Source organism: Buttiauxella agrestis (assembly GCF_900446255.1).
Taxonomy (GTDB): Bacteria; Pseudomonadota; Gammaproteobacteria; order Enterobacterales; family Enterobacteriaceae; genus Buttiauxella; species Buttiauxella agrestis.
The window spans coordinates 3736514-3762851 of sequence record NZ_UIGI01000001.1 but is presented as its reverse complement, the minus strand read 5'-3'; the positions used below and the strand labels follow the sequence as shown (position 1 = coordinate 3762851).

Below are 26338 nucleotides of genomic sequence, written 5' to 3'. Positions count from 1 at the left end.
TTTTATCAAAAGTCTAATTACATTATTACCACACTAAATATCTGGTTAATTATTTTTATGGCAACCCTTGATAATTAATCGTTCTCTGCTAGAGGGCATCTATTAATATTACATTTTCAAAGCATTATGTGAGGCAGTATTAGTTAAGTAATACTTTTTCTCCTGCCAGCTTTTCATTGCACCGCCATGTACTACTGTTACTTAAAGTATTTCGACACGTGTTTGTCGTTGTCTTTATGTTTCAGCGCGTTATTACTTTTGTGGCCATGCAGAGATTGCTTATGAATAATATATATCGATTAGTCTGGAGCCATGTTGCTAACAGCTATATTGCTGTTGCAGAAATATCCCGGGGTGGGAAAAAAGGGAGCAAAACGGGCCGGGGTGGGAAAAAATTATTAGCAGCAGCGCTTGTGCTAACCGGGAGTTATACAAGCTACGCCATCGCGGACGATGTGACATGGATAACCGCGTATCCCGCTTATTTATTCCCGGAAAATCAGGACATTGATTACGATACCATTCGTGATACCGGATTTGCCTTCACGATTGATAATCAAGGTCTGCCAAACCACTATATTCCAGGCACCGTCCTGAATATCAATGGCCCAATACCGTTTATTGCCGCCGGTTCTAACGGTGCGAGCACGGGCGTCACCGTGCTCAATGCGCTGCCGGGCGGCACAGGGACTGACCCCGACCGCATCACCGTTATTGAGGCAACAGATTCGACAGGTGCCGCCACCACGATAACTGAAGCCAATATTAGCCAGTACACCTATTCCCCATCTCCGGCTGTTCCACAAGAAAGCCTGGAGCTGAATGTTGAAGTTCCGGGCCTGGACGGCAGCTACCAGGTGGTGAGTGTTTATGATTCATCGACTTTTATTTCCGCCGATGACACCGCCGTAAGCGCAATGGTTTTACCCGTTTATGATCATAATTCTATTCGTATCTTTAATAATTTTGGTATTGCCTCAGTGGCGTCAACGGGTGGACAGGCCAATATCAATGTCGGTTCGAGCGATACCACCACGCCTATTTCAGCCGCTGCCAATACCATTAATTTACTGACCAAAAACTCTGTGCTGGCGAAAGCCGATGGCAGCGCAGGTGTTGCCAGCAGCACGCAGTGGCTTTCGGATAACTATATTGTTTTCCGCCCGGCGATTGAGCTTCAAAGCGATACGCAACAGCTTGGTGCGCAAAGTGCAAAATACGATTTCACTATCACGCTGCCCAACTACGAGCAAATTGGGCCGCGAGTGGTTTTGCTGGGAAATAAAACATTCACCATTAACTCATCGACTGATATCGCAGAGGTTAACGATTTCCTGGTAGGCGACGGGGATTATGCCGGCAAGCCGCAAATCCAGTACTGGCTGACGGCGGGGGCTTCGGTCAACGGCGAAGTCATTGATTCAACGGTTGAAGCGCAAAATACCTACGACGCGATTATCACCGGAATGCTGGCGCAAGAGGAAAACACCAGCATCAATCTGACCTATCACGTTTGGGATGACAAAAGCGGGCACACCAATAACGCAACGCTTGGCACCGGGGATTTAAACGTAATTTATGCCACCGGAGTCAATGCTTCAGGGCTGGTCACGGCCGATGGCAGCCTCGCCGTGGATGGTGCCTCGGCGGTGATGCGCGCCGATACTGACGCGATTATCACTAACGACGGTGCGATAAACGCATGGCGCAGCAGTGGCAGTAGCCCAACCTCAGTCGGCATGTTGACCACTAATGCCGACGCGATCAACAACGGCACATTGAACGCCGGGTTGTTTATTGAAAAAGACGGCAACAATCAAAATGTCTCTAACGCGGGCAGCGTGGGGATGCAGGGCAGCGGCACCAGCATATTAACCAACAATGGTCATATTAATGTCGCGATAACAGACACCACCACCAACAATGCGCGCGGGATCAGCGCATCAGGTACGACGGCTGTCACCAACGCCGCCGACGCCACCATTGCGCTGGTGGGTAACATCAAGAATGCAGGCGGGAGAGCGGGCGGGTACGGTATCTTCCTGCAAGATGGCGCGACATTGACGAATGCGGGGAATATCTACCTCGGCGTGACGCCTGTTTTCGATGCCACCGCGCCAACGCCAGTTCCGATGACGGGCGGCGATCTTTCTGCGGGTATTCACACGCAAAGTTCCGGGGCGGTAAATAACACCGGCACTATCACACTGGAAGAAAATATCCGTAACGCTGCCGGGATTTCCGTGCAGGGTGCGACCGGGGCGATAACCAACAACGGCACAATTAATGTTTTAGGGAAGCTGACTAACGGATCGGCTGCGGCAAACTATGGCCTGAATGTTGCCGACAATACCGGCACCGTGACCCACAACGGTGATATTAACGTTGATGGTGATAACAACATCGCCATCAACGTGCTGGCGCAAAACTCAGGGGCGACAGTCAGTTCGACGGATGGCAGCACTATTACCGTGGGGACCGCAGGGGATACCGGGGGTAGCGACGGGCAACCGTATACTTATCGCAATTATGCGGTTTACGCCGAAGGGCTGAATACTCAACATGCCCAGGTTAACCTGAACTCCACTATTCGTTTGTTATCGGCCGGGGCAATCGGGGTTCACGCGCGCGGAGATGCGCAAATTGATATTAATGCCGACTCAACGCTCACCTTTGAAAACACCCAACAGATGGGCTACTACGCCTGGGGCAATGAAGCGCTAATTAACATCGGCAGCGCGGCTATCAATGATAACGGCCAGAAAGATTCGATTTTATTTGCGGTAGACCATGGCGCGACGTTTGCGGGCAGCGGGTCGGCGGCGGGTTATCAATTGACCGTTTCCGGCGAAAATGCGACCGGGATATTCGCCAACGGTCTGGATGAAAAGAGCGGGACAAAAACGACACTCGATACCGGTACGGCGAAAATTAACGTCAACGGTAATGGTGCCGTCGGGGTGAAAGTCACCGGTGGTGCGCAAGGGACAATTAGTGATGGTGGCATCGTATTAGGTGGAAATAACACCACAGCCGTTGTGGTTGATGGGCGTAATTACAATATCGACAGTACCATCGACCCCGAAGAATTAATTACGCTCGTTACATCGAATGCGGCGACGACAACGCTTTCTTCGCAAAGCGGTATTACTGGCTATAACGTTTCGCACCTCGGGCAATTAACCCTCAATGGCACGGGGATTGCGTTAAACGGAACGAACAGTACCGGGATCCTTCTGCACGATAATGGCTCGGCGATTGTGAACGCGCCGGTCAGCGTTTTGGGCACCAATAATATTGGCGTCAATATCCAGAACAACGGAGTGCTGACCAATAACAACACGATTAGCGTGAGTGGCGCGACCGGAAGTGGCAACGTTGGGCTGCGCGTCGGCGGGGCGAATGCGGTGGTGAATCGTCTTGGCACCGTTAATGCAACTGGAGGGTTGGCGGCAGTACAGTTAATTGGTACGGGTGCGAATCTGACGGTCAACGGAACGGGCAATCATATCACCGCCTCCGGTGGCGCTGATGGCGTAAGAATGGACTCCGGCGCGACATCATTTACCGCGACCAACACGGTTATCGACATATCCGACAGCGGTGCCGGGATTAATAACAACGCCGACACCTCGAACATCAACCTTAACGGCGTAACGATTAACGCCTCGAATGGCCCGGCGATCCGCACGGCGGTCACGTTTAGCGCGGCGGGTGCCGGTAACACACTGAACGTTTCCGGAAACGGCCAGGGCTTTGCCTTTATGAATGCGAACGGCGACCCCACGACCGGGAATCTCACCATTGATAACGGCTACACCATCAACGGTAATGGCGCGGGCAGCGTCGGGATTCTGGCGAGAACCACGGATAACGTGACGTCTGGCGCGACCATCAATATGGCGGCGGGCGCAGGGTCGGCAATTGTCGCAACCGATGGCGTGGCGGGCGCCAGCCGTACCATCACGAACACCGGTAATATCACCAGTCTGGGCGCGGGCGCACCCGTTATTGATGCATCAGGCAGCGGCAATACCACCGTGAATAACAGCGGCTCGTTGTTGGCGGCAGATGCCACGGCGCAGGCGATTTTGACCGGGAATGGTAAAGATGTAGTGGCATTGAGCGGCGCGGGTGCGGATACCCGTGGCGAAATTGTGTTAGGCAGCGGTAACGACCAGTTTAGCTGGACGGCGGGTGCTTACACCGGCGGCGTCACCTTTACCGGTGGGGATGGTAACGACAGCGCCACGCTTGGCGATGTTTCGCTGGCAAAAGTCACGCACATTCTCAGCGAAGGCGGCACCAACAATACGTTGACGCTCAACGGTACGCATCAGGGAACCGCCCCTGCGTTATTGGGAAGTTTTACCGCGGACGACCTGGTAAAAGGCACCAATATTGGCACCGGCTGGAGCACCCTGACCCTGGATGGCGATGCCACCGATGCGCGGATTGTTGACGACCTGACGCTTTCCGGCGCTCAGGCAATCAACATCAACAACGGCGCAACGCTGCGCTCGGGCGACAGTGCATCGACACCCGGTGACGCCACCCTGCATAACTACAATGTTTCTACTTCCGGCGCGACGAGCCTGCTCTCTTTTGATGGCGCTGCCGACCAGATTTACAGCGGAATTATCAGTGGCAGCGGCGGTATGGAACGCATCGGCGCGGGCAAAACGACGCTGCTTGGCGAGAACACTTACACCGGAAATACTTACATTGGCGCAGGCTCAGAACTCGCGCTGGGCGATGGCGGAACGGTGGGGAGTTTGTCCCAAACGACTAACATCACCGACGACGGTATTCTGACTATTGATCGTTCTGACGATATTCTTCTTAACGGTGTGATTTCGGGTAGCGGTGCGTTCCATCAGGATGGAGCAGGCACGACGCGTCTTGGTGGAGCCAACGCCTGGACGGGTGCTACCGAAGTAAACCAGGGCACGTTGTTGGTTAAGGGCAATCAAAGCCTGGCAACTGGCCTGACAACCGTTCACACCAATGCGACACTCGGTGGGACGGGAACTATCGGCGGCGATGTCGTCTTTGATGCGCTTACCCGGCTGACTCCGGGAGATGGCGGCGTCGGCACCTTAACCATCAATAAAAATCTCACATTATCAAACACGACGAACAGCCAGTTTGAACTCGGCCAGGCCTATGTGCCGGGCGGTGCGCTTAACGATCTGGTGAACGTGGGTGGCAGCCTTATTCTTGATGGTGTCGTCAACGTCACGCTGGCCGCGGGAGGTGCATTCATTCCGGGTGTCTATCGCTTGTTTAACTACCAGACTGGCGGCCTGACTGATAACAATATGATTTTGGGTACGTTACCGACTGCCGATCGGGCGAATTATTATATCCAGACCGCTATTCCTGGGCAGGTTAACCTTATCTTAAACTTCCCCAACCCCGCTTCCGAATTGCAATTCTGGGATGGCGATGACCCGGCGAACCATGGCGACGGGTCGACTGGGAACCGGCAAGTTAATGGTGGCGATGGGACGTGGCGTACTAATCTTTTGGGTCAAACCAATAACTGGACAGAACAAGATGGATTGGGCAACGAGCCATGGGCGCAGACTGCCTTCGCCATTTTTGAAGGTGAAAAAGGCACCGTCACCATCAGCGATATTAATGGCCGCGTTATCACTTCGGGTATGCAATTTCTGACAGATGGCTATGTTTTGCAACAGCTCAACCCAGCCTCACAATTGCACTACATCAGCACCGTCACCAGTTCATTTGATATCCCGGTTCCCGTACCGACTAACCGCTTCCAGACTGAAGGTGAAACTGACGCCGATTCATTCTTCGTGATTCGTGTTGGTGCAGCTGGCGACCCGGCAGTGACGACGACCATCAACGCAGATCTGGTGCAGGACGAACTGGACAGCAATGTCGTCCGACTGCTGAAAACCGATCCGGGCCGCTTGATCCTTAACGGCAATAACGATTTCAGCGGCGGGGTGGAAGTCTGGGGCGGCACGCTTCAGGTGTCCAAAGATTTAAGTCTCGGCGATGCGGGAACTTCCGTGACGCTGAGAAACGGTTCTGCGTTACAGGCCGGGGCAAGTTTCGCCACCGACCGTAACATCTTCCTCGATGGAGCAACCGGCGGCGCATTCGATCTCTACGGCAATACCTTCACTCCGGGCGGCCTGATTGGTGGTGATGGGCAACTGAACATTTATGACACGTCTGCCAGTGGCAACAACAGCTTCCTCGAGCTGAACCGGCAAAATATTTATCTCGGAGACACCAACATTGTTGGCAATGCCGGAAATGGACAGTTGGCGGTTAATGCCAACGCAACTGGCGTATTTGGCAAGGCTGACAGCCAGATTTCAATGACGAATCTGGCGCGCTTAAATCTCAACAATTCTGCTTCTGGAGAGACGCACACCTTTGCCGTCAACAATTCCACGCTGGCGTTTAACGACGCAGCCGGAGCGGGGCAAAGCACCATTAATCTGACCAACAGCGGTAACGCGGAATTTAACGGCAACAGCCAGGGCAACAATACCAACGTCATGGTCGATGCCACTTCGCGTCTGGCGCTGAACGAAAACGCAGATGCAGGCTCCGCGACCGTCACCAACAGCGGACAAGTCACATTTGCTGACAGCGCCCAGGGCGCAGGGGCGGTGATCTCCAACCTTGCTGGCGGGCTGGTGGACATCAGCGCGGCGCTGGCAAGCACCTCGGTCGGTTCGTTATCGGGTGCGGGTAACGTGGTTCTTGGCGCGGCAACACTGGTCGAAGGGGCGTTAAGTCGTAACGACACCATCAGCGGCATTATCAGCGGCAGCGGAAATCTGGTGAAAACCGGCAGCGGCACGCTAAATCTCACCGCCGACAATACCTGGACTGGCACCGCCAACGCACAACAGGGCGTGCTGCTGATAAATGGTAATCAAGCCGCAGCAACCGGAAAAACCACCGTCAACAGCGGCGCAACTCTCGGCGGTGCGGGCGTGCTGGGTGGCAGCGTAGAAGTTGATAATGGCGGCCATCTGGCGGCGGGTCAGGATCTTGCAAGTGTTGGCGTACTGGAGATGGGCGCATTAACACTCAACCAGGATTCGCAGGTCGACTTCCAGTTCGGCAGGCCGTTTACCGTCGGTGGCTCACTTAACGATCTGATTAATATCAATGGCGATCTTAGCCTTAACGGCAAACTGAATATCACCCAGACACCGGGCGGATCCTTTGATGTCGGTGTTTATCGCGTCTTCAACTACACCGGCGCGCTGACCGACAACATCCTGGATATTGGCACAGCGCCTGCAGCGGCAGACGATCTCTACGTGCAAACGTCCATTGATGGCCAGGTTAACCTGGTGAACCGTACGGGAGCGGTCATGCGTTTCTGGGACGGGGCGGGTGGCACGGGGGGATCGCTTAAAAACAACGGCGTGATTAACGGCGGCGATGGTATCTGGCAAAACAACACCGGCAACGACAACTGGACAACCGATGTCACCACGCCGGATGGCCGCTTTAATACGCCATACAGCAACGGATCGTTTGCCGTGTTTGGCGGCCAGGCGGGGAATGTCACGGTTGACACCAGCCTTGGTGAAGTCGCCATCAGCGGGGCGCAATTTACCACCAACGGCTATGTGATTGGTGGCGATAACATCACCACGCATACCGCCGACACGGTGATTCGCGTTGGCGACGGTACTCTTCTGGGTGCGCGTTACACCGCGACCATTAACTCCGTTATCGACGGCGAAGGCGGTATCAATAAAGCCGATCTCGGCACATTAATCCTGGGCGGCAACAACCAATACCAGGGCGGAACACAAGTCAGCGGCGGGGTACTGCAAGTTTCTGCCGACAATAATCTGGGGGCCGCTGGAACGGGAATTGGCCTGAGCGGCGGGACATTACGCTACGGCGCGGCGTTCGATACCGCGCGGGTGGTCACGCTTTCAAACGGTGGCGGGGCGGTTGATACCAACGGTAATTCAGTTTCGCTGCTCAGTGCAGTCACCGGCAGCGGCACCTTAACCAAACAGGGCGACGGTAAACTGACGCTGACGCAAGACAGCACATTTGACGGGCAAACGACTATCCGCAACGGCACATTGCAATTGGGCAACGGCGGAACCGGGGGCAGCGTCGGCGGCGATATTGTCGATGACGCGACTTTGGCGATTAACCGCTCTGATAACGTAACCCTCAACGGCAATATTTCTGGCAGCGGGCAAGTTTTGCAGCAAGGCAGCGGCACTACTTTCCTCAATGGCAGAAACACCTGGAGCGGCATTACGCTTGTGGAGAAAGGCACCCTGGCGGCAGCGAGCCGCAATAGCTTCAGCCGTCAATCAACTCATATTGTCAGCAGCGGGGCGACGCTCGATACCGGCGGCCACAATCAGACCGTGGCTAATCTGGTGAACCAGGGCACGGTCAATCTTCGTGGCGGTGATGTCGGTTCAACATTGACCGTCAACGGCGATTACGTCGGGCTGAACGGTACGCTGAAAATTGCCGCCCAGCAACACAGCCCTGGCGTTGCCGATCATCTGGTGATCAACGGCGGTGCAGCTACCGGCAGCACGCTGCTGGATATTGACGTCAGTCAGCTCGGCGAACCGACCACTGGCGACGGTATCCTGGTAGTCGAAGCGGTGAATGGCGCGACGACGACGGCGCAAACCACCAAAGATGCCTTTAATATCGGCGGCGATGTGCTCACCGCCGGAGCCTGGGAATACCAGCTGTTTGCCGGAAACCAACAGGGCGCGGGTGAAGACTGGTTCTTACGCGCCGGTTATCGCCCGGATGTTCCTGGGTTCGACACGCTCGGGGCGATTATCCGCCAGGCTGATTTGGCCGTGCTTGGCACACTTCACCAGCGTGTTGGCGACGAGCAACCGTGGCAGGCGGGAGTCCCTGAAGATCAGGACGGCCGATTCTGGGCGCGTTACATCGTGAAATCGGTCGATCAGAAGCATGACGATCCGACCCAATCCCAGAGCAGCACTAACTACAACGGTATGCAAATGGGGCTGGATCTTTATCAGGACGATAAATGGCGTGCCGGTTTGTACACCACCTTTATGGATATCGACAGCTCCATCAATGGCATTACCGGGATGAGCGGCGGTGCGGCGTACAACTCGACCTTCTCGTCTTATTTGGGCGGTTACGGTACCTGGACGGACACCAACGGTTTCTATGTCGATAACGTCCTGCAGTACGGTTATCACTCCGTTGACCTGAAAAATATGAACGACCGGGAGACTTACAACCCTGACGGCAACTCGTTTGTGGCGTCGGTCGAGGTCGGCAAACCGTGGCAGCTTTGGAACAGCAACTGGCTGATTGAACCGCAGGCGCAGCTCATCTATCAATACAGCGATTTTGATGACGTGACGCTAAAAGACCCGGCAAGAACCAAAGTGTCGGTTGAGGCTGACGGTGCGGTGATCGGTCGTCTCGGCGTGCGTCTGGCGGCGGATTACGACACCGATTACGGCAAAGTAAAACCGTATATTCGGGTTAACTACTGGCAGGAATTGTCGGACGGACAAGATAGCGTGACGTACCGCAATACGGCAAACAGCGCCGGGGCCACGAAAATTGATGCCAATCAGCGCTTCCAGACCACCGAAGCCGCAGTGGGAGCGACGTGGGCCGTGACCACGGAAGTGCAGACTTATACTGAAGTGGGTAAAACCTGGGACAACGGCGGCGATACTCAAGTGGACTCTGATATTTCCGCATCGGTCGGTATAAAAATTCGCTTCTGATAAAACCCCCTGCGCCCAACCGGGGGCAGGGGTTATACTTCTGTCGACGGAAATTCAGGTGTCGACGGAAATTCAGGAGGAAACATGAACATCAGTGATGTTGCGAAAAAAACCGGCTTAACCAGCAAAGCGATTCGTTTTTACGAAGAGAAGGGTCTGGTTACGGCGCCGCTGCGTTCTGACAACGGCTACCGTAGCTATACGCAAAAGCATCTGGATGAGCTGACGTTGCTGCGCCAGGCCCGCCAGGTGGGCTTTAATCTTGAAGAATGTCGCGAGCTGGTGAATCTGTTCAACGATCCGGCGCGCCATAGTGCCGACGTAAAAGCGCGGACTTTGCAGAAAGTCGCAGACATCGAAAAGGTTATTGAAGAGCTACAGGGAATGCGCCAACAGTTGATGGCGCTGGCGGATTCATGCCCTGGCGACGACAGCGCGGATTGCCCGATTATTAATAATCTTGCGGGCTGCTGCCATAAACAGTAGATCTTCGTATTCGGTGTTGGGCAATTATCTATAAGTGATGGTTGTCCTTCCTTTATTTGATATTAATTTTTCATGTTTTTATATCAATCTGTGATTCAATTCTATTTATTTCGAGAGCTACCAGTAATGGAGTATTTATCTTTGGTAACTTGTTCAACATGTCCATTTGAGTATTTAAATCTTAATTCATCATCGATTACTATGATGGAGTTAGCCTTTCCCCATGAAACCCAAGTAATGTTAGATTCTCCAAATTCAGAGAAAAATTCATTGGAAATTATGGGGCTTCCACTTGTCAGGTCAAGAATGGCATTCATTCCACAATGTGCACCTGGTTTGTCTGGGTAGCATGAATCATCTGATGTATATGAAATTGTTGCTTTAGTTAAATAATATTTTTTGCCTTTAAAGATACCATCATTATCATACCCCACAACAATATAACTAGTCTTTGCCTTATATATCTCCTTACCATTAAGTGACAGATGCGAGTAACCATCATTAGAATCGCTCAGAGTTTTCTGCTCGAGTAGACCTAGTGACGTACTAATACATCGCAAAGTTGTGGGAGTGCACTTAGCCTCGCTTGCACTAGAATAGAAAAATAAAAATAGCATTATTGGCAGATAGTTCTTCATAATAACCTCCTGGTTATATTTTTCCCATGACAACATCTAAGTCTACATCCTCTAATTTATTAGTGGCGATTAATTCATCACAGAAATAATCGTTGAGCTTAATGTTTTGATCTATGTAATACATCAACCAGACTCTGTGGGCTTCTACGTAACTTCCTGCGGATAAATATCTTTTTAACGCCGAACTCACCCCAATCTGTGCCTTTAATAAATGGCCTGCTTTCTCTTCTGGGATTTTTTTCTTTATAAATAACATTGCATCCCCTAATCCCAAGTGATGTGTCAAATAAATCAGCTTGGCCTTTTCTGCATCGTTAAGCGAATCAATATTATATCCGGCATTTTGAAGTGAGGCTAAATTTGCCACTCCGTAATCTACCGCTGCCATAATCGCATACTCTGGCTTAAATCTTAGATCCAACCATTTTTGAACAGCATGCGTAGCTTTGCGCGGATACGGCGTTACACCAGTTGTAAGATGTTGTTTTCTTAGTTCCTTTAAGTTTCTCCATTCATCTGGAGATACCTCAAACTTCTTCTCATATTTTACTTCACCTTTTTTATTTTTTACTTCTTTCCCATTTTTGTCTAATGCCGGTTTATCTGCAATAAGTCCCTGCTGAGTTGCTTTTTCATACAAATACGTCCTCTCTCTGAAAGTTTCCGACATCCATGACCCATTTAAAAACTGAGTCATACCGGCAGCAGAACTTTTATAACTGGTTATATTTGTCTTTGGATCGGTTCCGGATTTACAAACAGATGTCGGTTTCCAGATACCACCGGCATACTTTGCCGCTTCAGCACTGATCACCGCTGCTATGCATTGTGGAATAATACCACTCCGTTCAGATGCCGCAATTATTTGATTCCAGTAAATAACATTCTTTCTTAATGTCAGGTCATAAGAGTTCGGACAGACGTGGCTGATATGAGTTCTGGGGCCACCCTGAGAGTCGCGCCCTACGTTGACTGTATTAATATCTCCAGGGGTATTCTCAACATCACCAGTTGACCCTTTTAAAGCAGTGCTTTTACCTTTTACCCTGACTTTGGGGCTGGATAAGATGACTGCTACCTTCCCTGGCAATGGTGTGAAACTGGCCACCTCTTTTAACTTCCCGGCAGCGCTGGAAACAAAAACCTTCAGCTCAGTTTCTGCTTTTGTAGCAAAATTTTTTATTTGTCCCATTCCATCAGTTATGGATTCATATACATCGCCCAGTGCTGACACAACCTTAACTTTAAGTCCCGATATAGGTTTCTCAATGAGATCTTCAAATGAGAATGATACGGTACATTGATCGTCGCTTTGTTCATCCTTTGTATCCGGGTAAGAATACTGTTCAGTCGGTATCTTAATTATTTGTCCTGGATAAATTAATGACGGATTTTTTAACGCATTAAATGAAACCAGTTCTTCGACTGAGCAATAATGTTCTTTAGCAATTTTTCCGAGGGTGTCTCCTTGACGAACAATTACATTCTGTTCTTCTGGTGACAATGACCATATATCGTCAAGAGGAACAGGTTTATTTTCTTGATCGATATCGAATTTCCAGTCTGCTGACCATCCCAGTAAGCCATCATAGGGTTTCGGTTTATCATGTGCTTTATCAAAAATTGGAGTTAATTGAGAAGTCATTCCATTTCCCCTTCAATAAATGTTTTAAATATAAGTTCCTTACTCTGAATACCATCCATTCCTTTGAGGGAAGCAAACATATGATTCAACTCTGGCTCATCCTGCTCACCTGAGTTATCGCCACCACTTCCGTCCTTATCTTCCGGCGGCTCAGACCCTGAATCATCCTCATCACTCAGACGGCTCAGCACCGGCACCTGCAACGTCTCCACCGGCGCTCCCGGACTTCCCCCACCGTTGAGATTGATTTTCAGCCCGGTGATGTCCACGCCGCCGGGGTGGATGACAATGAATGAACCGCCCACTCGCAGCGTGATTTTGCTCCCGCTCTGCAACACGATGTCGCCCTGCGCATCCACGCCCAGCGCCCCCGCCACTTTCTGCGCCAGGTCGCCTTTCACTTCCAGGCTGTGATGGCCCTTCACCAGGCTGATATGGTCTTTTGTGGTGTTCTGCTGCTGGCTGCCTTTTACCGTGACTTTGCGGTCGCGCTCCACATACAGATTGTCATCGCGGCCGGCGTTTACCGTCCGGTCGCGGGTGACTTTCAGCGTCTGGTCATTGCGTACGGTGATGCTGCGGTCGTGCGCCACGGTGATTGTCTGGTCGTGTCCGGCGGCATTTTCCTTGCCGATTTTCACCGTCTGCCCCAGGCCGACCGTGACCTGCTGGTTATGGCCGATGGTTTCGCTGTGGTCGACTTTCACATTCGTATCGCGGTTGTTCAGCACCACCGTTTTCATGTCCTTCTGGGCATGCATCGACAGCAATTCCTGGCCGGTCTGGTCGTCAAACATTAATTCGTTGTATCCATTACCCTTATACGTCTGCGAGCGTATTGCCATCTGGGTTTTGGTCCCCGGCAGGTCGCCCGGAGAGCGGTTGGCGGCGTGATAGGTGCGCCCGGTGATAATCGGCTGGTCCGGGTCACCGTTGAGGAAATCGACAATCACTTCCTGGCCGACGCGCGGAATGGCGATGTTGCCGAATCCGGTGCCCGCCCACGCCTGAGAGACCCTCACCCAGCACGAGCTTTCCTCGTTGGTTTTGTTATACCGGTCCCAGGTAAATTTCACCGTCACACGCCCGTGCTCATCGCAGTAGATTTCTTCCCCGGCAGGGCCGGTGACAATGCCGATTTGCGGGCCGTCCACCAGCGGTTTCAGTAACGGCGCAGGGCGCCAGGTCTGCGTGGCCGGGATAACATGAAAGCGGTTGGTGAGCGTGGTACCCTGGCCGGAACTGCCGATATGCGCCTGCGGCTGGCTGCCGGTCATCTCGCTCGACACCACCTGCCACGGACTGTTTAAGTCCTCGCGTGGATGGTCGGTGAGGGTGAACCAGCGCCCCGGCTGTAACTGCGGGCAATTACTGGTGCCGCTGGCAAAATCGACGTTATTGCGCCAGCCGTCCATCTGATATTTCGCAAAATCGGCCCCGTGCTGTTCATCCTTAAAACGCCCCGGATAGTCAAAGATTTCATAGTCCGGGCGCTGATATGACAGGTCCGCCCCTTCTTCCTGGTACTGCGCCTGCCAGCCGGGGGCGGTGAAGGTGTAATCCTGGGTGGTGACTTTTGCCGGGCGGATTTGCGCGCTGCGGCGAAAGATGTTGATGCAGTAGATGGACGATTCCGAGGCGGCGTTCGGGTTATACGGAAACGCCCCGAGGCCGCGCAGATTGCTGCGGTCGTCGGTGAAGGTCAGCTTCTGGTCTCTGTCGTCGAGGTATTCATCCTCGAAAAAGAATATCCCTTCTTCCGCGGCGAGGCGGGCAATAAAATCGTAATCCGATTCCATAAACTGAACACAGAATTCGCGCGGCGGATGCGGACGCCGGAACAGCGCATCATGCGTGCGGATACGCATTTCTTTGAGCAACTTTGCGAAGATGTACTGGATGTCGTAATTCTGAAAACTGCGGCAGTTCTGCCGTTGCGAGCTGCGCCAGAACTCAGGGCGCACCGTCATCGAGTAAAGCGTCTGGTGCTTGCCGCTGTCACCCTGTTCGCAGAAGGTGACGATACCGCGTACCCGGCGTTTAATCACCTCGCCCTGCCAGATGGTGAGAACCCCGTATTCATCGAGGAGTTTTTGAAAGCCAATCGCCGGGTCATTACAGGCGACGGTGATCTCCAGGTTGAACAGGGAAGAGAGGGATTGTTTGAGCTTAAAACCCACCACCGCAAAGGTGTCCGCCGGAGTATGCCCGGCGGTGAAGGTAAAGCGGGTGCCGTCTGAAGCCATGATGGAAGTCCTTTCCTGTCCGTGGAGTTATTGACCAGAGCACATAGTCACAACTGAACTATCATCCAGATAAATATAATTAAATCAATAACGTAGTGGGCATGAAAGATAGTTTGCGGACAGGGGTTTGACTGTGATGAACATCACATAAGGAAGAATATGAAATCTTACAAAATGAATCACCTGTTCTACAGGTGCTTAGCATGAGAAGTATCTTCTGTTGATGGCAGCACGGAATGCTGCCATCAACAGAAACAGACTTAAAGCGCCTGTATTTTCAACGTAATACCTTCAACGGCGGTCACAATCACTTCTGTGCCTGCCGTTAAATCGCTGTCTGCCATGACTGGCCATGAGCTATCTGCTACACGGATATGGCCGCGGCCATTCACCAGCGTAGTTTCCAGACGCAACCGGCGGCCAATTAACTGATGGCCGCGCTGATTGAGCACTTCGCCGGGTTCTTGCTGTTTACGCGTCGAGAGCCAGCGCCACCACAGAAAGGCCGCAACCAGTGTGAGAACAGCAAAGCACACGCCTTGCCATTCCCAACCGAGCGGCACAATCCACACCAGTAAACCGGTGAGTACCGCTGCCACTCCGCTCCACAGCAAATAACCGCTGGCACCAAGCATTTCAGCCGCCAGCAGCAAGCCGCCCAGCGTGAGCCAGAAGATATGCGCGTGGGTAAACAGCAGGGCTATCATTTTTTACGCTCGGTACCGCTTTGTGCGATAAGTTCGCTGATACCGGCAATTGAGCCCATCAGGCTGGTGGCGTCGAGCGGCATCAACACCACTTTGCTGTTATTGGCCGAACCAATCTGTTGCAGCGCGTCGGTATATTTCTGCGCGACGAAGTAGTTAATCGCCTGAATATCACCCGCAGCAATAGCTTCAGAAACCATTTTTGTTGCCGCTGCTTCTGCTTCAGCGCTACGTTCACGGGCTTCCGCCTGCAAGAACGCGGACTGGCGTTCACCTTCCGCTTTCAGGATCTTCGACTGCTTATCACCTTCGGCCTTCACGATTTCAGCCTGGCGGATCCCTTCGGCTTCCAGAATATAAGCGCGTTTGGTTCGCTCGGCTTTCATCTGCGCATTCATCGCATCAATCAATTCAGCCGGTGGACGAACATCGCGAATCTCGATACGGGTGATTTTGATGCCCCATGGATTGGTCGCTTCATCCACGATATGCAGCAGACGGGTGTTGATGTTGTCGCGCTGCGACAGCATTTCGTCCAGTTCCATCGAACCCAGCACGGTACGAATGTTAGTCATGGTGAGGTTCATGATTGCCAGCTCAAGATTGCTGACTTCATACGCCGCGCGCGGGGCATCGACAACCTGAATAAAGCACACCGCGTCAATGGCGACGTTGGCGTTATCTTTGGAAATGATTTCCTGGGAAGGGATATCCAGCACTTGCTCCATCATATTGATTTTGCGGCCAATGCGGTCCATAAACGGCACCACAAGGCTTAAGCCTGGCATCAGAGTTTTGGTATAACGGCCAAAGCGTTCTACGGTCCATTGGTAGCCCTGCGGCACGATTTTTACCCCGGCGCCGACGATAATCAGCGCGACGAGGATCAGTACGGGAATGACGATTAACATCAAAAAAACCTCCATTGTTTATTTGATGTAAGTCTAACCCCTAACGCAGAAACATTCAGCGACTTCCTGGTCTGAATTAACCCAACGGTTTTTTCAGCGTCTTCCGACTAATTAATACAACAACGAATACATCTGGCGGCGATATTTTGATGCCAGCGCATCACCGGTGCCTAATGCCGCCAGAATCTCCATCAGCATTTTGCGCACTTGCCCATCGGCCGCACCCAAATCTTTCTTCAGATGGGTATACAACAATTCCAGCGCTTCTTCGTTACGCCCAACCTGATGCAGTTGCAACGCCAGTTGGCTGGCAAGATGTGCGTTTTCAGGATCTTGATCCACTTGCTGTTGTAACAACTGAATTTCCGGCGTGTCAGCCGCTTGTTTCATCAAATCAATCTGTGCGACCAGACCCTGATAACGCGTGTCTTGATCCTGCAACGGAATAGTTTTCAGCACCGCTTCTGCATCTTCGCTACGGTTCAGCGCAATCTGCACTTCCGCCAGCATCAGGCCAATTTCGCTGTTCTGATTTGAGAGCTGCCACGCATCTTTCAGCAGCGGCAGCGCTTCGGCGTGTTTGCCTTCTTGCATCAACAACATCGCTTCTTGCGCTTTCAGCTCTTCTTCACGCGGCAGAACCTTTTCCAGCAACGCACGAATCGCTTCTTCTGGCTGTGGCCCCTGGAAACCGTCTACCGGCTGGCCATTCTGGAACAGATAAACGGTTGGAATGCTGCGCAAACCAAACTGTGAAGCGACCATTTGTTCGGCATCGCAGTCCACTTTGGCAAGAATAAACTGGCCCTGATACTGTGCGGCAAGTTTATCCAGAACCGGCGTGAGCTGTTCACAATGCTGACTACGAGCAGACCAGAAATAGAAAAGAACAGGCGTAGTAACAGACTGTTCCAGCACCTGGTGCATGTTCGCTTCGGTAATGTCGATGTTGTAAGACATAAATCAATTCCTTATAAAGATTTGCTTTTACATGGGGGTTGGCGGCAAACGCTTCAACTAACCACGTAAAATTTTATCTAACATGCGGGTCGGCAACAGGCGGCGCAACCACGTTAAAGCGTGGGCGACCAGCGTCACCGGATAGCGCAATTTCGGCTTCGGGTTTTCAAAAGCATGGCGCACTTTTTCCACTACCGCTTCCGGGCCGAGCGTAAAGCGTGCGGCAATTCCAGGGTTTTCTACCGGGTGGTCGGATTGCGTTTGATTCACATTTTGCGTGAACTGAGTGCGGATAGGGCCAGGTTCAATCAAACTGACTTTAATACCGCTGTGGTGCAGCTCCATTCGCAGCGCGTCAGACCAGGCTTCCAGCGCGTATTTGCTGGCGGCGTAGGCACCACGCCCAGGCGTTGCAACCAGTCCCATCACCGAACTGGTCATCACAATGCGCCCTTCACGGTGCGGCAACATCGCCGGAAGCAGCAGCATGGTGAGCTGATGGGTGCCAAAAAAGTTGGTCGAAAATTGTTGTTCAAGCTGTTCGCGGGAAAGGGTTTGTAGCGGGCCGTAAACGCCGTAACCGCCATTATTAAACAGCCCGTACAGACGATTCCCGGTGAGTTCAATCACCTTCGCCGCTGCGGCTTGCACGCTTTCAGGCGAGTCGAGATCGAGCTGCACGCCGGTAAAACCGGCCTGATTCATGCGCTCAACATCTTCGGGTTTTCGGCAGGCGGCCAGAATGCGAAACCCCTGCTGGTGTAATTCATGGGCGCAGGCGAGGCCAATTCCGCTGGAACAACCTGTAATTAAAACTGATTTTTGCATAACTTTACCCGATGAACGTCCCGATTGTTTATGAGTCGTGGTTAACTAAAGGTGCCAGACGAGAAGACATCCAGTCGGCGATAAACGGCTGCGCATCGCTATTCGGGTGAATACCGTCATCCTGCATCCATTGCGGTTTCAGATAGACCTCCTCCATAAAAAATGGCAGCAGAGGAATCGAAAACTCTTTGGCAAGTTGCGGATAAATAGCGCTAAACGACTCATTATAACGACGACCGTAGTTTGCCGGCAGACGTATTTGCATCAGCAATGGTTGAGCGTTCGCCGCTTTTACATCGTTGATAATCTGGCGCAGGCTTTTTTCGATGGCTTGCGGTTGAAAACCGCGCAAACCATCGTTGCCGCCCAGTTCGATTAATACCCAGCGAGGCTGATGTTGCTTCAGCAGTGCCGGCAATCGCGCCAACCCTTGTGGCGCGGTGTCGCCACTGATACTGGCATTCACGACTTTAGTATTTTGCTGGTTCCATTTCTTATCCAGCAAGGCAGGCCAGGCCGCCGTCGCCGACATCCGGTAACCCGCGCTCAGGCTATCACCTAATATCAACAACGTGTCCGCATGCGCGGCGCGAAAGGCCATCAAAGCCAGAAACAGGAAGGGCAAATGCCAGCGGAAAACATTGTTGAAGTTCATCATCTTAGTAAGTCCGTAGGTCTGGGGGAGCATCAGCTTTCCATCCTTACCGGAGTTGAGCTGGTTGTCAAACCGGCGCAGACCATTGCCTTAATTGGTGAGTCAGGTTCCGGCAAGTCTACACTACTGGCGATTCTCGCCGGGCTTGATGATGGTAGCGAAGGGGAAGTTCACCTGTGCGGCGAACCGTTACACAGCATGGATGAAGAAGCGCGCGCGGCGCTGCGGGCGAAAAACGTCGGCTTTGTCTTCCAGTCATTCATGTTAGTGCCAACCCTGAACGCGCTGGAAAACGTCGAACTGCCGGCGCTGTTACGCGGTGAAAAAGACTCTTCCAGCCGTGCGCAGGCTAAAGCACTGCTCGAACAACTTGGCCTGGGCAAACGTCTTGATCACCTTCCGGCACAGCTTTCCGGTGGCGAGCAACAGCGTGTGGCTTTGGCTCGCGCCTTTAACGGGCGGCCTGCGGTGTTGTTTGCCGATGAACCGACCGGCAACCTCGACCGCCAGACCGGCGACAGAATTGCGGATTTACTCTTTTCACTCAATCGAGATTTCGCCACCACGCTGATTCTGGTCACGCACGATGAACAACTCGCTGCCCGTTGCGACCGCCGCTTGCGCCTGCGTGAAGGTAAATTGTGGGAGGAAGCATGATTGCCCGCTGGTTCTGGCGTGAATGGCGCTCGCCATCGCTACTGATTGTCTGGCTGGCCTTAAGCCTTGCGGTGGCGTGTGTGCTGGCGCTGGGCAATATCAGCGACCGCATGGAGCAAGGGCTAAACCAGCAAAGCCGTGACTTTATGGCGGGCGACCGCGCATTGCGTAGCGCACGTGAAGTGCCGCAAGAATGGCTGGAAAGGGCGCAAAAAGAGGGGCTGAAAGTTGGCAAGCAGCTGACTTTTGCGACCATGACGTTTGCCAAAGACACGCCGCAACTGGCATCTGTTAAAGCCGTCGATGATGTTTATCCGATGTATGGCGAGCTGGATACCAATCCGCCTGGGCTGAAACCCGAGCCGGGAAGCGTACTGCTGGCGCCGCGTCTGATGGCATTGCTCAATCTCAAAGTCGGGGATTCACTGGAGGTCGGCGACACCACTTTGCTTATTGCGGGCGAAGTGATTCAGGAGCCGGACTCGGGTTTTAATCCGTTCCAGATGGCCCCGCGTTTAATGATGAACCTCGCGGATGTGGAAAAAACCGGCGCGGTTCAGCCGGGAAGCCGCATCACATGGCGCTATAAATTTGGTGGTACGCCGCAGCAGCTCGATAAGTTTGAAAAGTTTGTTGTGCCGCTGCTGAAACCGGAACAGCGTTGGTACGGCATGGAACAAGATGACGGGGCGCTGGGCAAATCCCTTGAGCGCTCACAACAATTCTTGCTGCTCTCCGCACTCCTGACGCTGCTGCTGGCGGTGGCTGCTGTCGCTGTGGCGATGAACCATTACTGCCGCAGCCGTTACGATTTAGTCGCGATTCTGAAAACGCTTGGGGCAGGGCGTGCGGCGCTGCGCAAATTGATTATCGGCCAGTGGTTAATGGTTCTCGCCCTGGCGGCGATAGCCGGAGGTGCTGCCGGACTGGTGTTTGAGGCGGTGCTGATGCGCCTGCTCAAACCGGTTTTACCGGCGGCATTACCGCCAGCGAGCCTCTGGCCGTGGGTGTGGGCTATCGGTTCGATGGTGGTAATTTCGTTGCTCGTAGGTTTGCGCCCTTATCGTCTGTTGCTGGCAACACAACCGCTGCGGGTTTTGCGCCGGGATGCCGTGGCAAACGTCTGGCCGCTGAAAATCTACCTGCCGATGATCACTATCGTGGTGGTGGCGTTACTGGCATTGCTGATGGGTGGCAGCACGCTTTTGTGGGCGGTGCTGGCGGGTACGGTCGTTCTGGCGGCGCTATGCGGGATTGTCGGTTGGGGCGTGCTGCGCCTGCTCAAAAAGCTGACGCTAAAAAATCTCGCGCTGCGCCTGGCGGTGAACCGCTTGCTGCGCCAGCCGTGGGCGACACTCAGTCAACTGGCGGCGTTCTCACTGTCGTTTATGTTGCTGGCGTTACTGTTGGTGCTACGAGGCGATCTGCTCGATCGCTGGCAGCAACAACTGCCGCCGGAAAGCCCGAACTATTTCCTGCTCAACATTGCCACCGAACAGGTGCAGCCGGTGAAAGAGTTTTTGGCTGAACACCAGATTATCCCCGAGTCTTTCTACCCGATTGTGCGCGTGCGCATGACGGCGATTAACGGAAAATCAACCGAAGGCAACCCTGACGAAGCGCTTAACCGCGAGCTAAACCTGACGTGGCAAAGCCAGAAGCCGGCGCATAACCCGATTCTTGCGGGTAGCTGGCCGCCAAAAGCGGGTGAAGTGTCCATGGATGAAGGCGTGGCTAAACGCCTGAAGATCAAACTTGGCGATACCGTCACTTTTATGGGCGATACCCAGGATTTCTCCGCCAAAGTTTCCAGCCTGCGTAAAGTTGACTGGGAAAGCCTGCGGCCTAACTTCTACTTTATCTTCCCGCCGGGGGCGTTAGATAACCAGCCGCAAAGCTGGCTGACCAGCTTCCATCTGGAGGGTAAAAATGGCGTGCTAACCCAGCTCAATCGTGAGTTCCCGACGCTCAGTTTGCTGGATATCGGGGCAATTTTGCGTCAGGTTGGGCAAGTGCTGGAACAGGTGAGCCGGGCGCTGGAAGTGATGGTGGTGCTGGTGACGGCTTGTGGCGTGCTGCTGTTGCTCGCGCAAGTGCAGGTGGGCATGCGTCAGCGGCATCAGGAACTGGTGGTTTATCGCACGTTAGGGGCCGGGAAGCGCCTGCTGCGCACCACGTTATGGTGTGAATTTGCGGTATTAGGACTGGTTTCCGGGCTGGTGGCCGCCATTGGCGCTGAAACCGCGCTCGGCCTGCTGCAAACCCAGGTATTTGATTTTCCATGGGAACCGGACTGGCGGCTGTGGGTCATTCTGCCTCTCACCGGTGCGCTGTTACTTTCGGTGTGTGGCGGCTGGCTGGGCGTGCGATTGCTAAAAGGCAAAGCGTTATTCCGCCAGTTTGTTGCCTGAGTTTAATGGCGTTAAAAAGCCCTGAATGGTGCTGGAGTTTTCCTCAAATAAACGGACAATTTCCAGCGCCGCTTTCCCGGCCTGCGCATGATGCCAGGCCAGGCCGAGCGGGGAAGGCGGGCGCATCGCCGGAATGGTGCGCGTCACCAATTCAGCGCTATCCAGATAGCGCTGACACAATTTTCTGGGCAAAAATCCAATTCCCACCCCCGCCACGTGCGCGGCAATTTTAGTGCTCAAATCTGAAACCTGAATCTCTTTTTGCCCGGTCAGTCGCCATGCCACGCGTTTGGTGATGTGACGGGCACTGTCTTCAATATTAATCGCCGGATACTGGCGCAGTTTAGCCTCGTTTAACGGCCCTGTTTCGATCGCTAACGGGTGGTGTGCCGCCAGCACAAATACCCAGTCGATCTCCCCAAGCGGCAGCAGGCTGATGGTTTCGGACAGCGTTTCAGTTCCCGAAACGCCAATCGCCAGCGAAAAATCTCCATGCAATAACGCATCCCAGACACCCATATAAATCTGGCGTGAAAGGGTGAATTGCGTCAGCGGAAAACGCGCTACTAAATGTGCAAGCAGAGTAGCAATCGCCGCAGGTTCATACAGTAAGTTATTGATAACAATATTGACCTGACGTTCTACGCCATCATTGATTTGCTTAAGCTCACCGGGCATGGCATCGAGCCACGCCAGCCACTCTTTCGAACGCTCCAGCAAGTGAATGCCCGCAGTGGTCAGCAGAACGCTGCGCGTCGTTCGCTGAAACAGCGGCACGCCCGTACTTTCCTCAAGCAACTTAATGCGATAGCTGATCGTCGCCGTGGTTTTGTGTAAACGCTCAGCCGCTTTAGAAAAGCTGGCAGTTTCGGCCACGGTGAGAAAGGTGCGGATGGTTTCCTGGTCAAGCATTGTCAGGCCTTTATATATCAATGATTTTTAATGATATTTGCATATTGACCTTAAAAATGATGTGGCGTAAATCTCATTGTTGGAAAAATATTCCAATTTAATATTGCATCAAGCGAGGTTAGGTTTTAGATTGCTGTCAGCGGTGCCATTTTGATCAACATAAATGGCAAAAGGATCATCAGGAGCAGGAACACGGAATGAAACTCAAGTTGTTACCTCTGACTCAAGAGGCTTTTTCGCCTTATGGCGACGTTATCGGAACCGAAGGAAAGGAATTTTTCCATATCAATAACGGGCAAACCGAGCGCTATCACGATTTGGCGTTTGTTGAAATCCTCCAGCAGGATCGTGCCCTCGTCAGCATCAACCGCGCCCAGCCGCTGGAAATGCCAATAACCGTCACGCAGCTCGAACGCCATCCACTTGGCTCGCAGGCGTTTATTCCCCTTAACGGCGAGCGTTTTATCGTGGTGGTAGCACTGGGGGATGAGCAGCCAGATCCTGAAACTATGCTCGGTTTTATCACCGATGGCCGTCAGGGCGTGAACTATCATCGCAACGTCTGGCATCACCCGTTGTTTGCATGGCAAAAAGTGACGGATTTTTTAACGGTGGATCGCGGCGGTAGCGATAATTGCGATTTAGTGAATGTTGCGCCAAAAGAACTGCTATTGAGCTGATTCTATCCAGTTTTATTTAGGATAAATCCCGTGACGCTTCAAAGTATCTTTCATAAGATGGCGCGTTAAATTCATTGACGTAGCACGCTTCCCGTAAAGTTTCTGGGGTGGGAGATAATAGAAGAATGACTGAATTAAGACGTCGCGGACGACCAAGCCAACCGGAGTCCGGCTCGCAGAAAGGCGCGCAGGCACTGGAACGCGGCATCGCCATTTTGCAGTATCTGGCGCAGGCGGGTGGCAGCTCTTCGGTTACTGATATCGCCGAAAACCTCGAATTGCCTCTCTCCACCACTTTTCGCTTACTTAAAGTGCTGGAGAATGCCGATTTTATCTATCAGGACAGCCAGTTAGGCTGGTGGCATATCGGTCTTGGCGTGTTTAACGTCGGTTCGGCCTATATCCACAACCGGGACGTGTTATCCGTTGCGGCACCTTTCATGCGCCGCCTGATGGTGCATTCAGGGGAGACGGTCAACGTTGCGATTCGTAACGGTGGCGAAGCGGTGCTGATTGGCCAACTCGAATGCCAGTCAATGGTGCGCATGTGTGCGCCACTGGGTAGCCGCCTGCCGCTTCATGCGTCCGGTGCGGGTAAAGCATTACTCTATCCACTGATGGAAGATGAGCTGATGGACCTGATAGTGAAAACCGGGCTTAAGAGTTTTACGCCGGGAACGCTTGCAGACCTGCATCAGCTGAAGAAGGATTTGCAGCTTTCCAGTGAACGTGGTTATGTCGTTGATAAAGAAGAGCATGTTCTAGGGCTAAATTGCATAGCCTCACCGATATACGACAGTACCGGCAACGTAGTAGCGGCCATTTCCATCTCTGGCCCAAGCTCCAGATTAACGCCGGAAAGATTTTTAAACCTGGGCGAATTAGTTCGCGATACGGCAACTGATATTAGTGCGGCGCTTGGTCTGAATACTCCGGCACGCTAGAAACAAAATTCCCGTCAGTCTGTGTGCGGGATTTTTTTGAACTTACTTCAAGTTGGAAAAAGTTTCCAACAATGAAATCAAAAAAGGAAAAGTACCATGGCCCGAATGAAAGCCGTCGATGCGGCAATGTATGTCCTGGAAAAAGAAGGTGTGAATACCGCATTTGGCGTACCCGGTGCGGCGATTAACCCATTCTATTCGGCAATGCGTCAGCATGGCGGCATTCGCCATGTCCTTGCTCGCCATGTTGAAGGGGCATCCCATATGGCGGAAGGATATACCCGCGCTAAAGCCGGTAACATCGGCGTGTGCCTTGGTACTTCAGGCCCAGCGGGTACGGATATGATTACCGCACTTTATTCCGCTTCTGCTGACTCTATTCCAATTCTTTGCATCACCGGCCAGGCTCCGCGTGCGCGTTTGCACAAAGAGGATTTCCAGGCGGTAGATATCGAATCTATCGCCAAGCCTGTCACCAAAATGGCCGTCACGGTTCTGGAACCTGCGCTGGTGCCACGTGTATTGCAACAGGCGTTCCACTTAATGCGCTCTGGTCGTCCAGGCCCTGTGCTGGTGGACTTACCGTTTGACGTGCAGGTTGCGGAAATCGAATTCGATCCAGACTCCTATGAGCCGCTGCCAGTCTACAAACCTGAAGCTTCGCGCAAGCAAATCGTCAAAGCACTTGAGATGCTGATGCAGGCCGAACGCCCGGTTATCGTTTCTGGTGGTGGCGTTATCAACGCGGATGCGGCGGCATTGTTGCAACGTTTTGCGGAGATTACCCAGGTGCCGGTCATTCCTACGCTGATGGGCTGGGGCACGATTCCGGACGATCACGAACTGATGGCAGGCATGGTCGGGCTGCAAACCGCGCACCGTTATGGCAACGCCACCCTGCTGGCTTCTGACCTGGTGTTTGGTATCGGCAACCGCTTTGCGAACCGTCACACCGGTACGGTTGAGAAATACACTGCCGGTCGCAAAATCGTGCATATCGATATTGAACCAACGCAAATTGGCCGCGTGTTATGTCCGGATCTCGGCATTGTTTCTGACGCAAAAGCGGCTCTCACCTTGTTGGTCGATGTCGCAGAAGAGCTGAAAAAAGCAGGGCGCTTACCGGATCGCAAAGCATGGATTGCTGATTGCCAGCAGCGCAAACGTACTCTGCTGCGCAAAACTCATTTCGACAATGTGCCGGTCAAACCGCAGCGCGTTTATGAAGAGATGAACAAAGCCTTTGGCCGCGAGGCGTGTTATGTCACCACCATCGGCCTGTCGCAAATTGCTGCGGCGCAGATGCTGCATGTTTTCCACGATCGCCACTGGATTAATGCCGGGCAGGCCGGTCCGCTGGGTTGGACAATTCCGGCCGCGCTTGGTGTTTGTGTCGCCGATCCAAAACGTAATGTCGTTGCGCTTTCCGGCGATTACGACTTCCAGTTCTTAATTGAAGAGTTGGCTGTCGGCGCGCAATTCAATATTCCATATATCCACGTTGTGGTGAATAACGCCTATTTAGGTCTTATTCGCCAGTCACAGCGCGCCTTCGATATGGATTATTGCGTCCAGTTAGCTTTCGAAAATATTAATTCTGAAGAAGTTAATGGATACGGTGTTGACCACGTCAAAGTCGCTGAAGGTTTAGGTTGTAAAGCGATTCGCGTATTTAAACCGGAAGATATTGCTCCGGCATTTGAGCAAGCAAAAGAGTTAATGGCGAAATACAGCGTGCCAGTTGTGGTGGAAGTTATTCTTGAGCGCGTCACCAATATTTCAATGGGAAGCGAGTTGGATAACGTTAATGAGTTTGAAGCCACTGCTGAAAGTGCCGCGGACGCACCGACTGAAACCTGCTTTATGAAATATGAATAACGGAGAA

General features: G+C 52.7%; 16 protein-coding genes. 7 read left to right on the top strand and 9 right to left on the bottom strand.

Going from position 1 to position 26338, the window contains the following annotated elements; translation table 11 throughout:
- The first annotated feature begins 281 nt into the window (after window positions 1-281).
- Both DY231_RS17785 and cueR read left to right on the top strand, forming a co-directional pair.
- Entirely contained in the window at window positions 282-9773 is a 9492-nt protein-coding gene (locus DY231_RS17785) for an autotransporter outer membrane beta-barrel domain-containing protein (RefSeq protein WP_115630431.1), read from the top strand.
- An 84-nt stretch (window positions 9774-9857) separates the two neighbouring features.
- Entirely contained in the window at window positions 9858-10259 is a 402-nt protein-coding gene (cueR, locus tag DY231_RS17780; RefSeq protein ID WP_115630429.1) for a Cu(I)-responsive transcriptional regulator, read from the top strand.
- A gap of 101 nt (window positions 10260-10360) precedes the next feature.
- Here cueR and DY231_RS17775 read toward each other — a convergent pair whose 3' ends face one another.
- The 8 genes from DY231_RS17775 to tesA all read right to left on the bottom strand — a co-directional run bounded on the left by DY231_RS17775 (window position 10361) and on the right by tesA (window position 18852).
- Complete coding sequence (locus DY231_RS17775; RefSeq protein WP_115630427.1) at window positions 10361-10897, bottom strand: hypothetical protein; 537 nt, start codon at window positions 10895-10897, stop codon at window positions 10361-10363.
- Window positions 10898-10910: 13 nt separating this feature from the next.
- Window positions 10911-12542: a LysM peptidoglycan-binding domain-containing protein gene (locus DY231_RS17770; RefSeq protein ID WP_115630425.1), complete on the bottom strand. Its 1632-nt coding sequence runs from the start codon at window positions 12540-12542 to the stop codon at window positions 10911-10913.
- Window positions 12539-14788 carry a type VI secretion system tip protein TssI/VgrG gene (gene tssI / locus DY231_RS17765; protein WP_115630423.1) on the bottom strand — a complete coding sequence of 750 codons (2250 nt, stop codon included), beginning with the start codon at window positions 14786-14788 and terminating at the stop codon, window positions 12539-12541. The genes DY231_RS17770 and tssI overlap by 4 nt, the downstream gene beginning before the upstream one ends.
- Window positions 14789-15048: 260 nt before the next feature.
- The gene (locus DY231_RS17760; RefSeq protein ID WP_115630421.1) at window positions 15049-15495 is read right to left on the bottom strand and encodes an NfeD family protein; all 447 of its coding nucleotides are present in this window, start codon (window positions 15493-15495) and stop codon (window positions 15049-15051) included.
- Complete coding sequence (locus DY231_RS17755; RefSeq protein WP_034493771.1) at window positions 15492-16406, bottom strand: SPFH domain-containing protein; 915 nt, start codon at window positions 16404-16406, stop codon at window positions 15492-15494. The genes DY231_RS17760 and DY231_RS17755 overlap by 4 nt, the downstream gene beginning before the upstream one ends.
- Before the next feature lie 111 nt (window positions 16407-16517).
- Window positions 16518-17366 carry a co-chaperone YbbN gene (locus tag DY231_RS17750; protein ID WP_115630419.1) on the bottom strand — a complete coding sequence of 283 codons (849 nt, stop codon included), beginning with the start codon at window positions 17364-17366 and terminating at the stop codon, window positions 16518-16520.
- Between the two features lie 57 nt (window positions 17367-17423).
- A complete protein-coding gene (locus tag DY231_RS17745; RefSeq protein ID WP_115630417.1) occupies window positions 17424-18194 on the bottom strand; it encodes an SDR family oxidoreductase in 771 nt (256 codons plus the stop codon).
- A 28-nt stretch (window positions 18195-18222) separates the two neighbouring features.
- Window positions 18223-18852, bottom strand: coding sequence for a multifunctional acyl-CoA thioesterase I/protease I/lysophospholipase L1 (gene tesA, locus DY231_RS17740; protein ID WP_034493774.1), 630 nt, complete (start codon window positions 18850-18852; stop codon window positions 18223-18225).
- On the opposite strand from tesA, the gene ybbA reads away from it, so the two are divergent.
- Together ybbA and ybbP are read left to right on the top strand one after the other, a co-directional pair.
- Window positions 18820-19506, top strand: coding sequence for a putative ABC transporter ATP-binding protein YbbA (ybbA, locus tag DY231_RS17735; protein ID WP_115630415.1), 687 nt, complete (start codon window positions 18820-18822; stop codon window positions 19504-19506). The genes tesA and ybbA overlap by 33 nt on opposite strands.
- Complete coding sequence (gene ybbP / locus DY231_RS17730; protein WP_115630413.1) at window positions 19503-21917, top strand: putative ABC transporter permease subunit YbbP; 2415 nt, start codon at window positions 19503-19505, stop codon at window positions 21915-21917. Before ybbA ends, ybbP begins: the two co-directional genes overlap by 4 nt.
- Here the strand turns inward: ybbP and allS are convergent.
- Window positions 21894-22829: an HTH-type transcriptional activator AllS gene (gene allS, locus DY231_RS17725; RefSeq protein ID WP_115630411.1), complete on the bottom strand. Its 936-nt coding sequence runs from the start codon at window positions 22827-22829 to the stop codon at window positions 21894-21896. The genes ybbP and allS overlap by 24 nt on opposite strands.
- A 197-nt stretch (window positions 22830-23026) precedes the next feature.
- Between allS and allA the strand changes: the two genes are divergently transcribed.
- The 3 genes from allA (at window position 23027) to gcl (ending at window position 26331) form a co-directional block, all read left to right on the top strand.
- Window positions 23027-23509, top strand: a complete 483-nt coding sequence (gene allA, locus DY231_RS17720) for an ureidoglycolate lyase (protein ID WP_115630409.1) — start codon at window positions 23027-23029, stop codon at window positions 23507-23509.
- Between the two features lie 125 nt (window positions 23510-23634).
- Entirely contained in the window at window positions 23635-24453 is an 819-nt protein-coding gene (gene allR / locus DY231_RS17715) for an HTH-type transcriptional repressor AllR (protein WP_034493779.1), read from the top strand.
- Between the two features lie 96 nt (window positions 24454-24549).
- Entirely contained in the window at window positions 24550-26331 is a 1782-nt protein-coding gene (gcl, locus tag DY231_RS17710; RefSeq protein ID WP_115630407.1) for a glyoxylate carboligase, read from the top strand.
- Window positions 26332-26338 lie beyond the last annotated feature (7 nt).

Excerpts from the sequence above, each read along its gene's own strand:
- DY231_RS17760 (WP_115630421.1), bottom strand. The coding sequence starts at position 15,495 with ATGATAGCCCTGCTGTTTACCCACGCGCATATCTTCTGGCTCACGCTG.
- allR (WP_034493779.1), top strand. The coding sequence starts at position 23,635 with ATGACTGAATTAAGACGTCGCGGACGACCAAGCCAACCGGAGTCCGGC.
- tesA (WP_034493774.1), bottom strand. The coding sequence starts at position 18,852 with ATGATGAACTTCAACAATGTTTTCCGCTGGCATTTGCCCTTCCTGTTT.
- DY231_RS17755 (WP_034493771.1), bottom strand. The coding sequence starts at position 16,406 with ATGTTAATCGTCATTCCCGTACTGATCCTCGTCGCGCTGATTATCGTC.
- ybbA (WP_115630415.1), top strand. The coding sequence starts at position 18,820 with ATGCCAGCGGAAAACATTGTTGAAGTTCATCATCTTAGTAAGTCCGTA.
- allA (WP_115630409.1), top strand. The coding sequence starts at position 23,027 with ATGAAACTCAAGTTGTTACCTCTGACTCAAGAGGCTTTTTCGCCTTAT.
- gcl (WP_115630407.1), top strand. The coding sequence starts at position 24,550 with ATGGCCCGAATGAAAGCCGTCGATGCGGCAATGTATGTCCTGGAAAAA.
- tssI (WP_115630423.1), bottom strand. The coding sequence starts at position 14,788 with ATGGCTTCAGACGGCACCCGCTTTACCTTCACCGCCGGGCATACTCCG.
- DY231_RS17745 (WP_115630417.1), bottom strand. The coding sequence starts at position 18,194 with ATGCAAAAATCAGTTTTAATTACAGGTTGTTCCAGCGGAATTGGCCTC.
- ybbP (WP_115630413.1), top strand. The coding sequence starts at position 19,503 with ATGATTGCCCGCTGGTTCTGGCGTGAATGGCGCTCGCCATCGCTACTG.
- DY231_RS17775 (WP_115630427.1), bottom strand. The coding sequence starts at position 10,897 with ATGAAGAACTATCTGCCAATAATGCTATTTTTATTTTTCTATTCTAGT.
- DY231_RS17770 (WP_115630425.1), bottom strand. The coding sequence starts at position 12,542 with ATGACTTCTCAATTAACTCCAATTTTTGATAAAGCACATGATAAACCG.
- cueR (WP_115630429.1), top strand. The coding sequence starts at position 9,858 with ATGAACATCAGTGATGTTGCGAAAAAAACCGGCTTAACCAGCAAAGCG.
- DY231_RS17750 (WP_115630419.1), bottom strand. The coding sequence starts at position 17,366 with ATGTCTTACAACATCGACATTACCGAAGCGAACATGCACCAGGTGCTG.
- DY231_RS17785 (WP_115630431.1), top strand. The coding sequence starts at position 282 with ATGAATAATATATATCGATTAGTCTGGAGCCATGTTGCTAACAGCTAT.
- allS (WP_115630411.1), bottom strand. The coding sequence starts at position 22,829 with ATGCTTGACCAGGAAACCATCCGCACCTTTCTCACCGTGGCCGAAACT.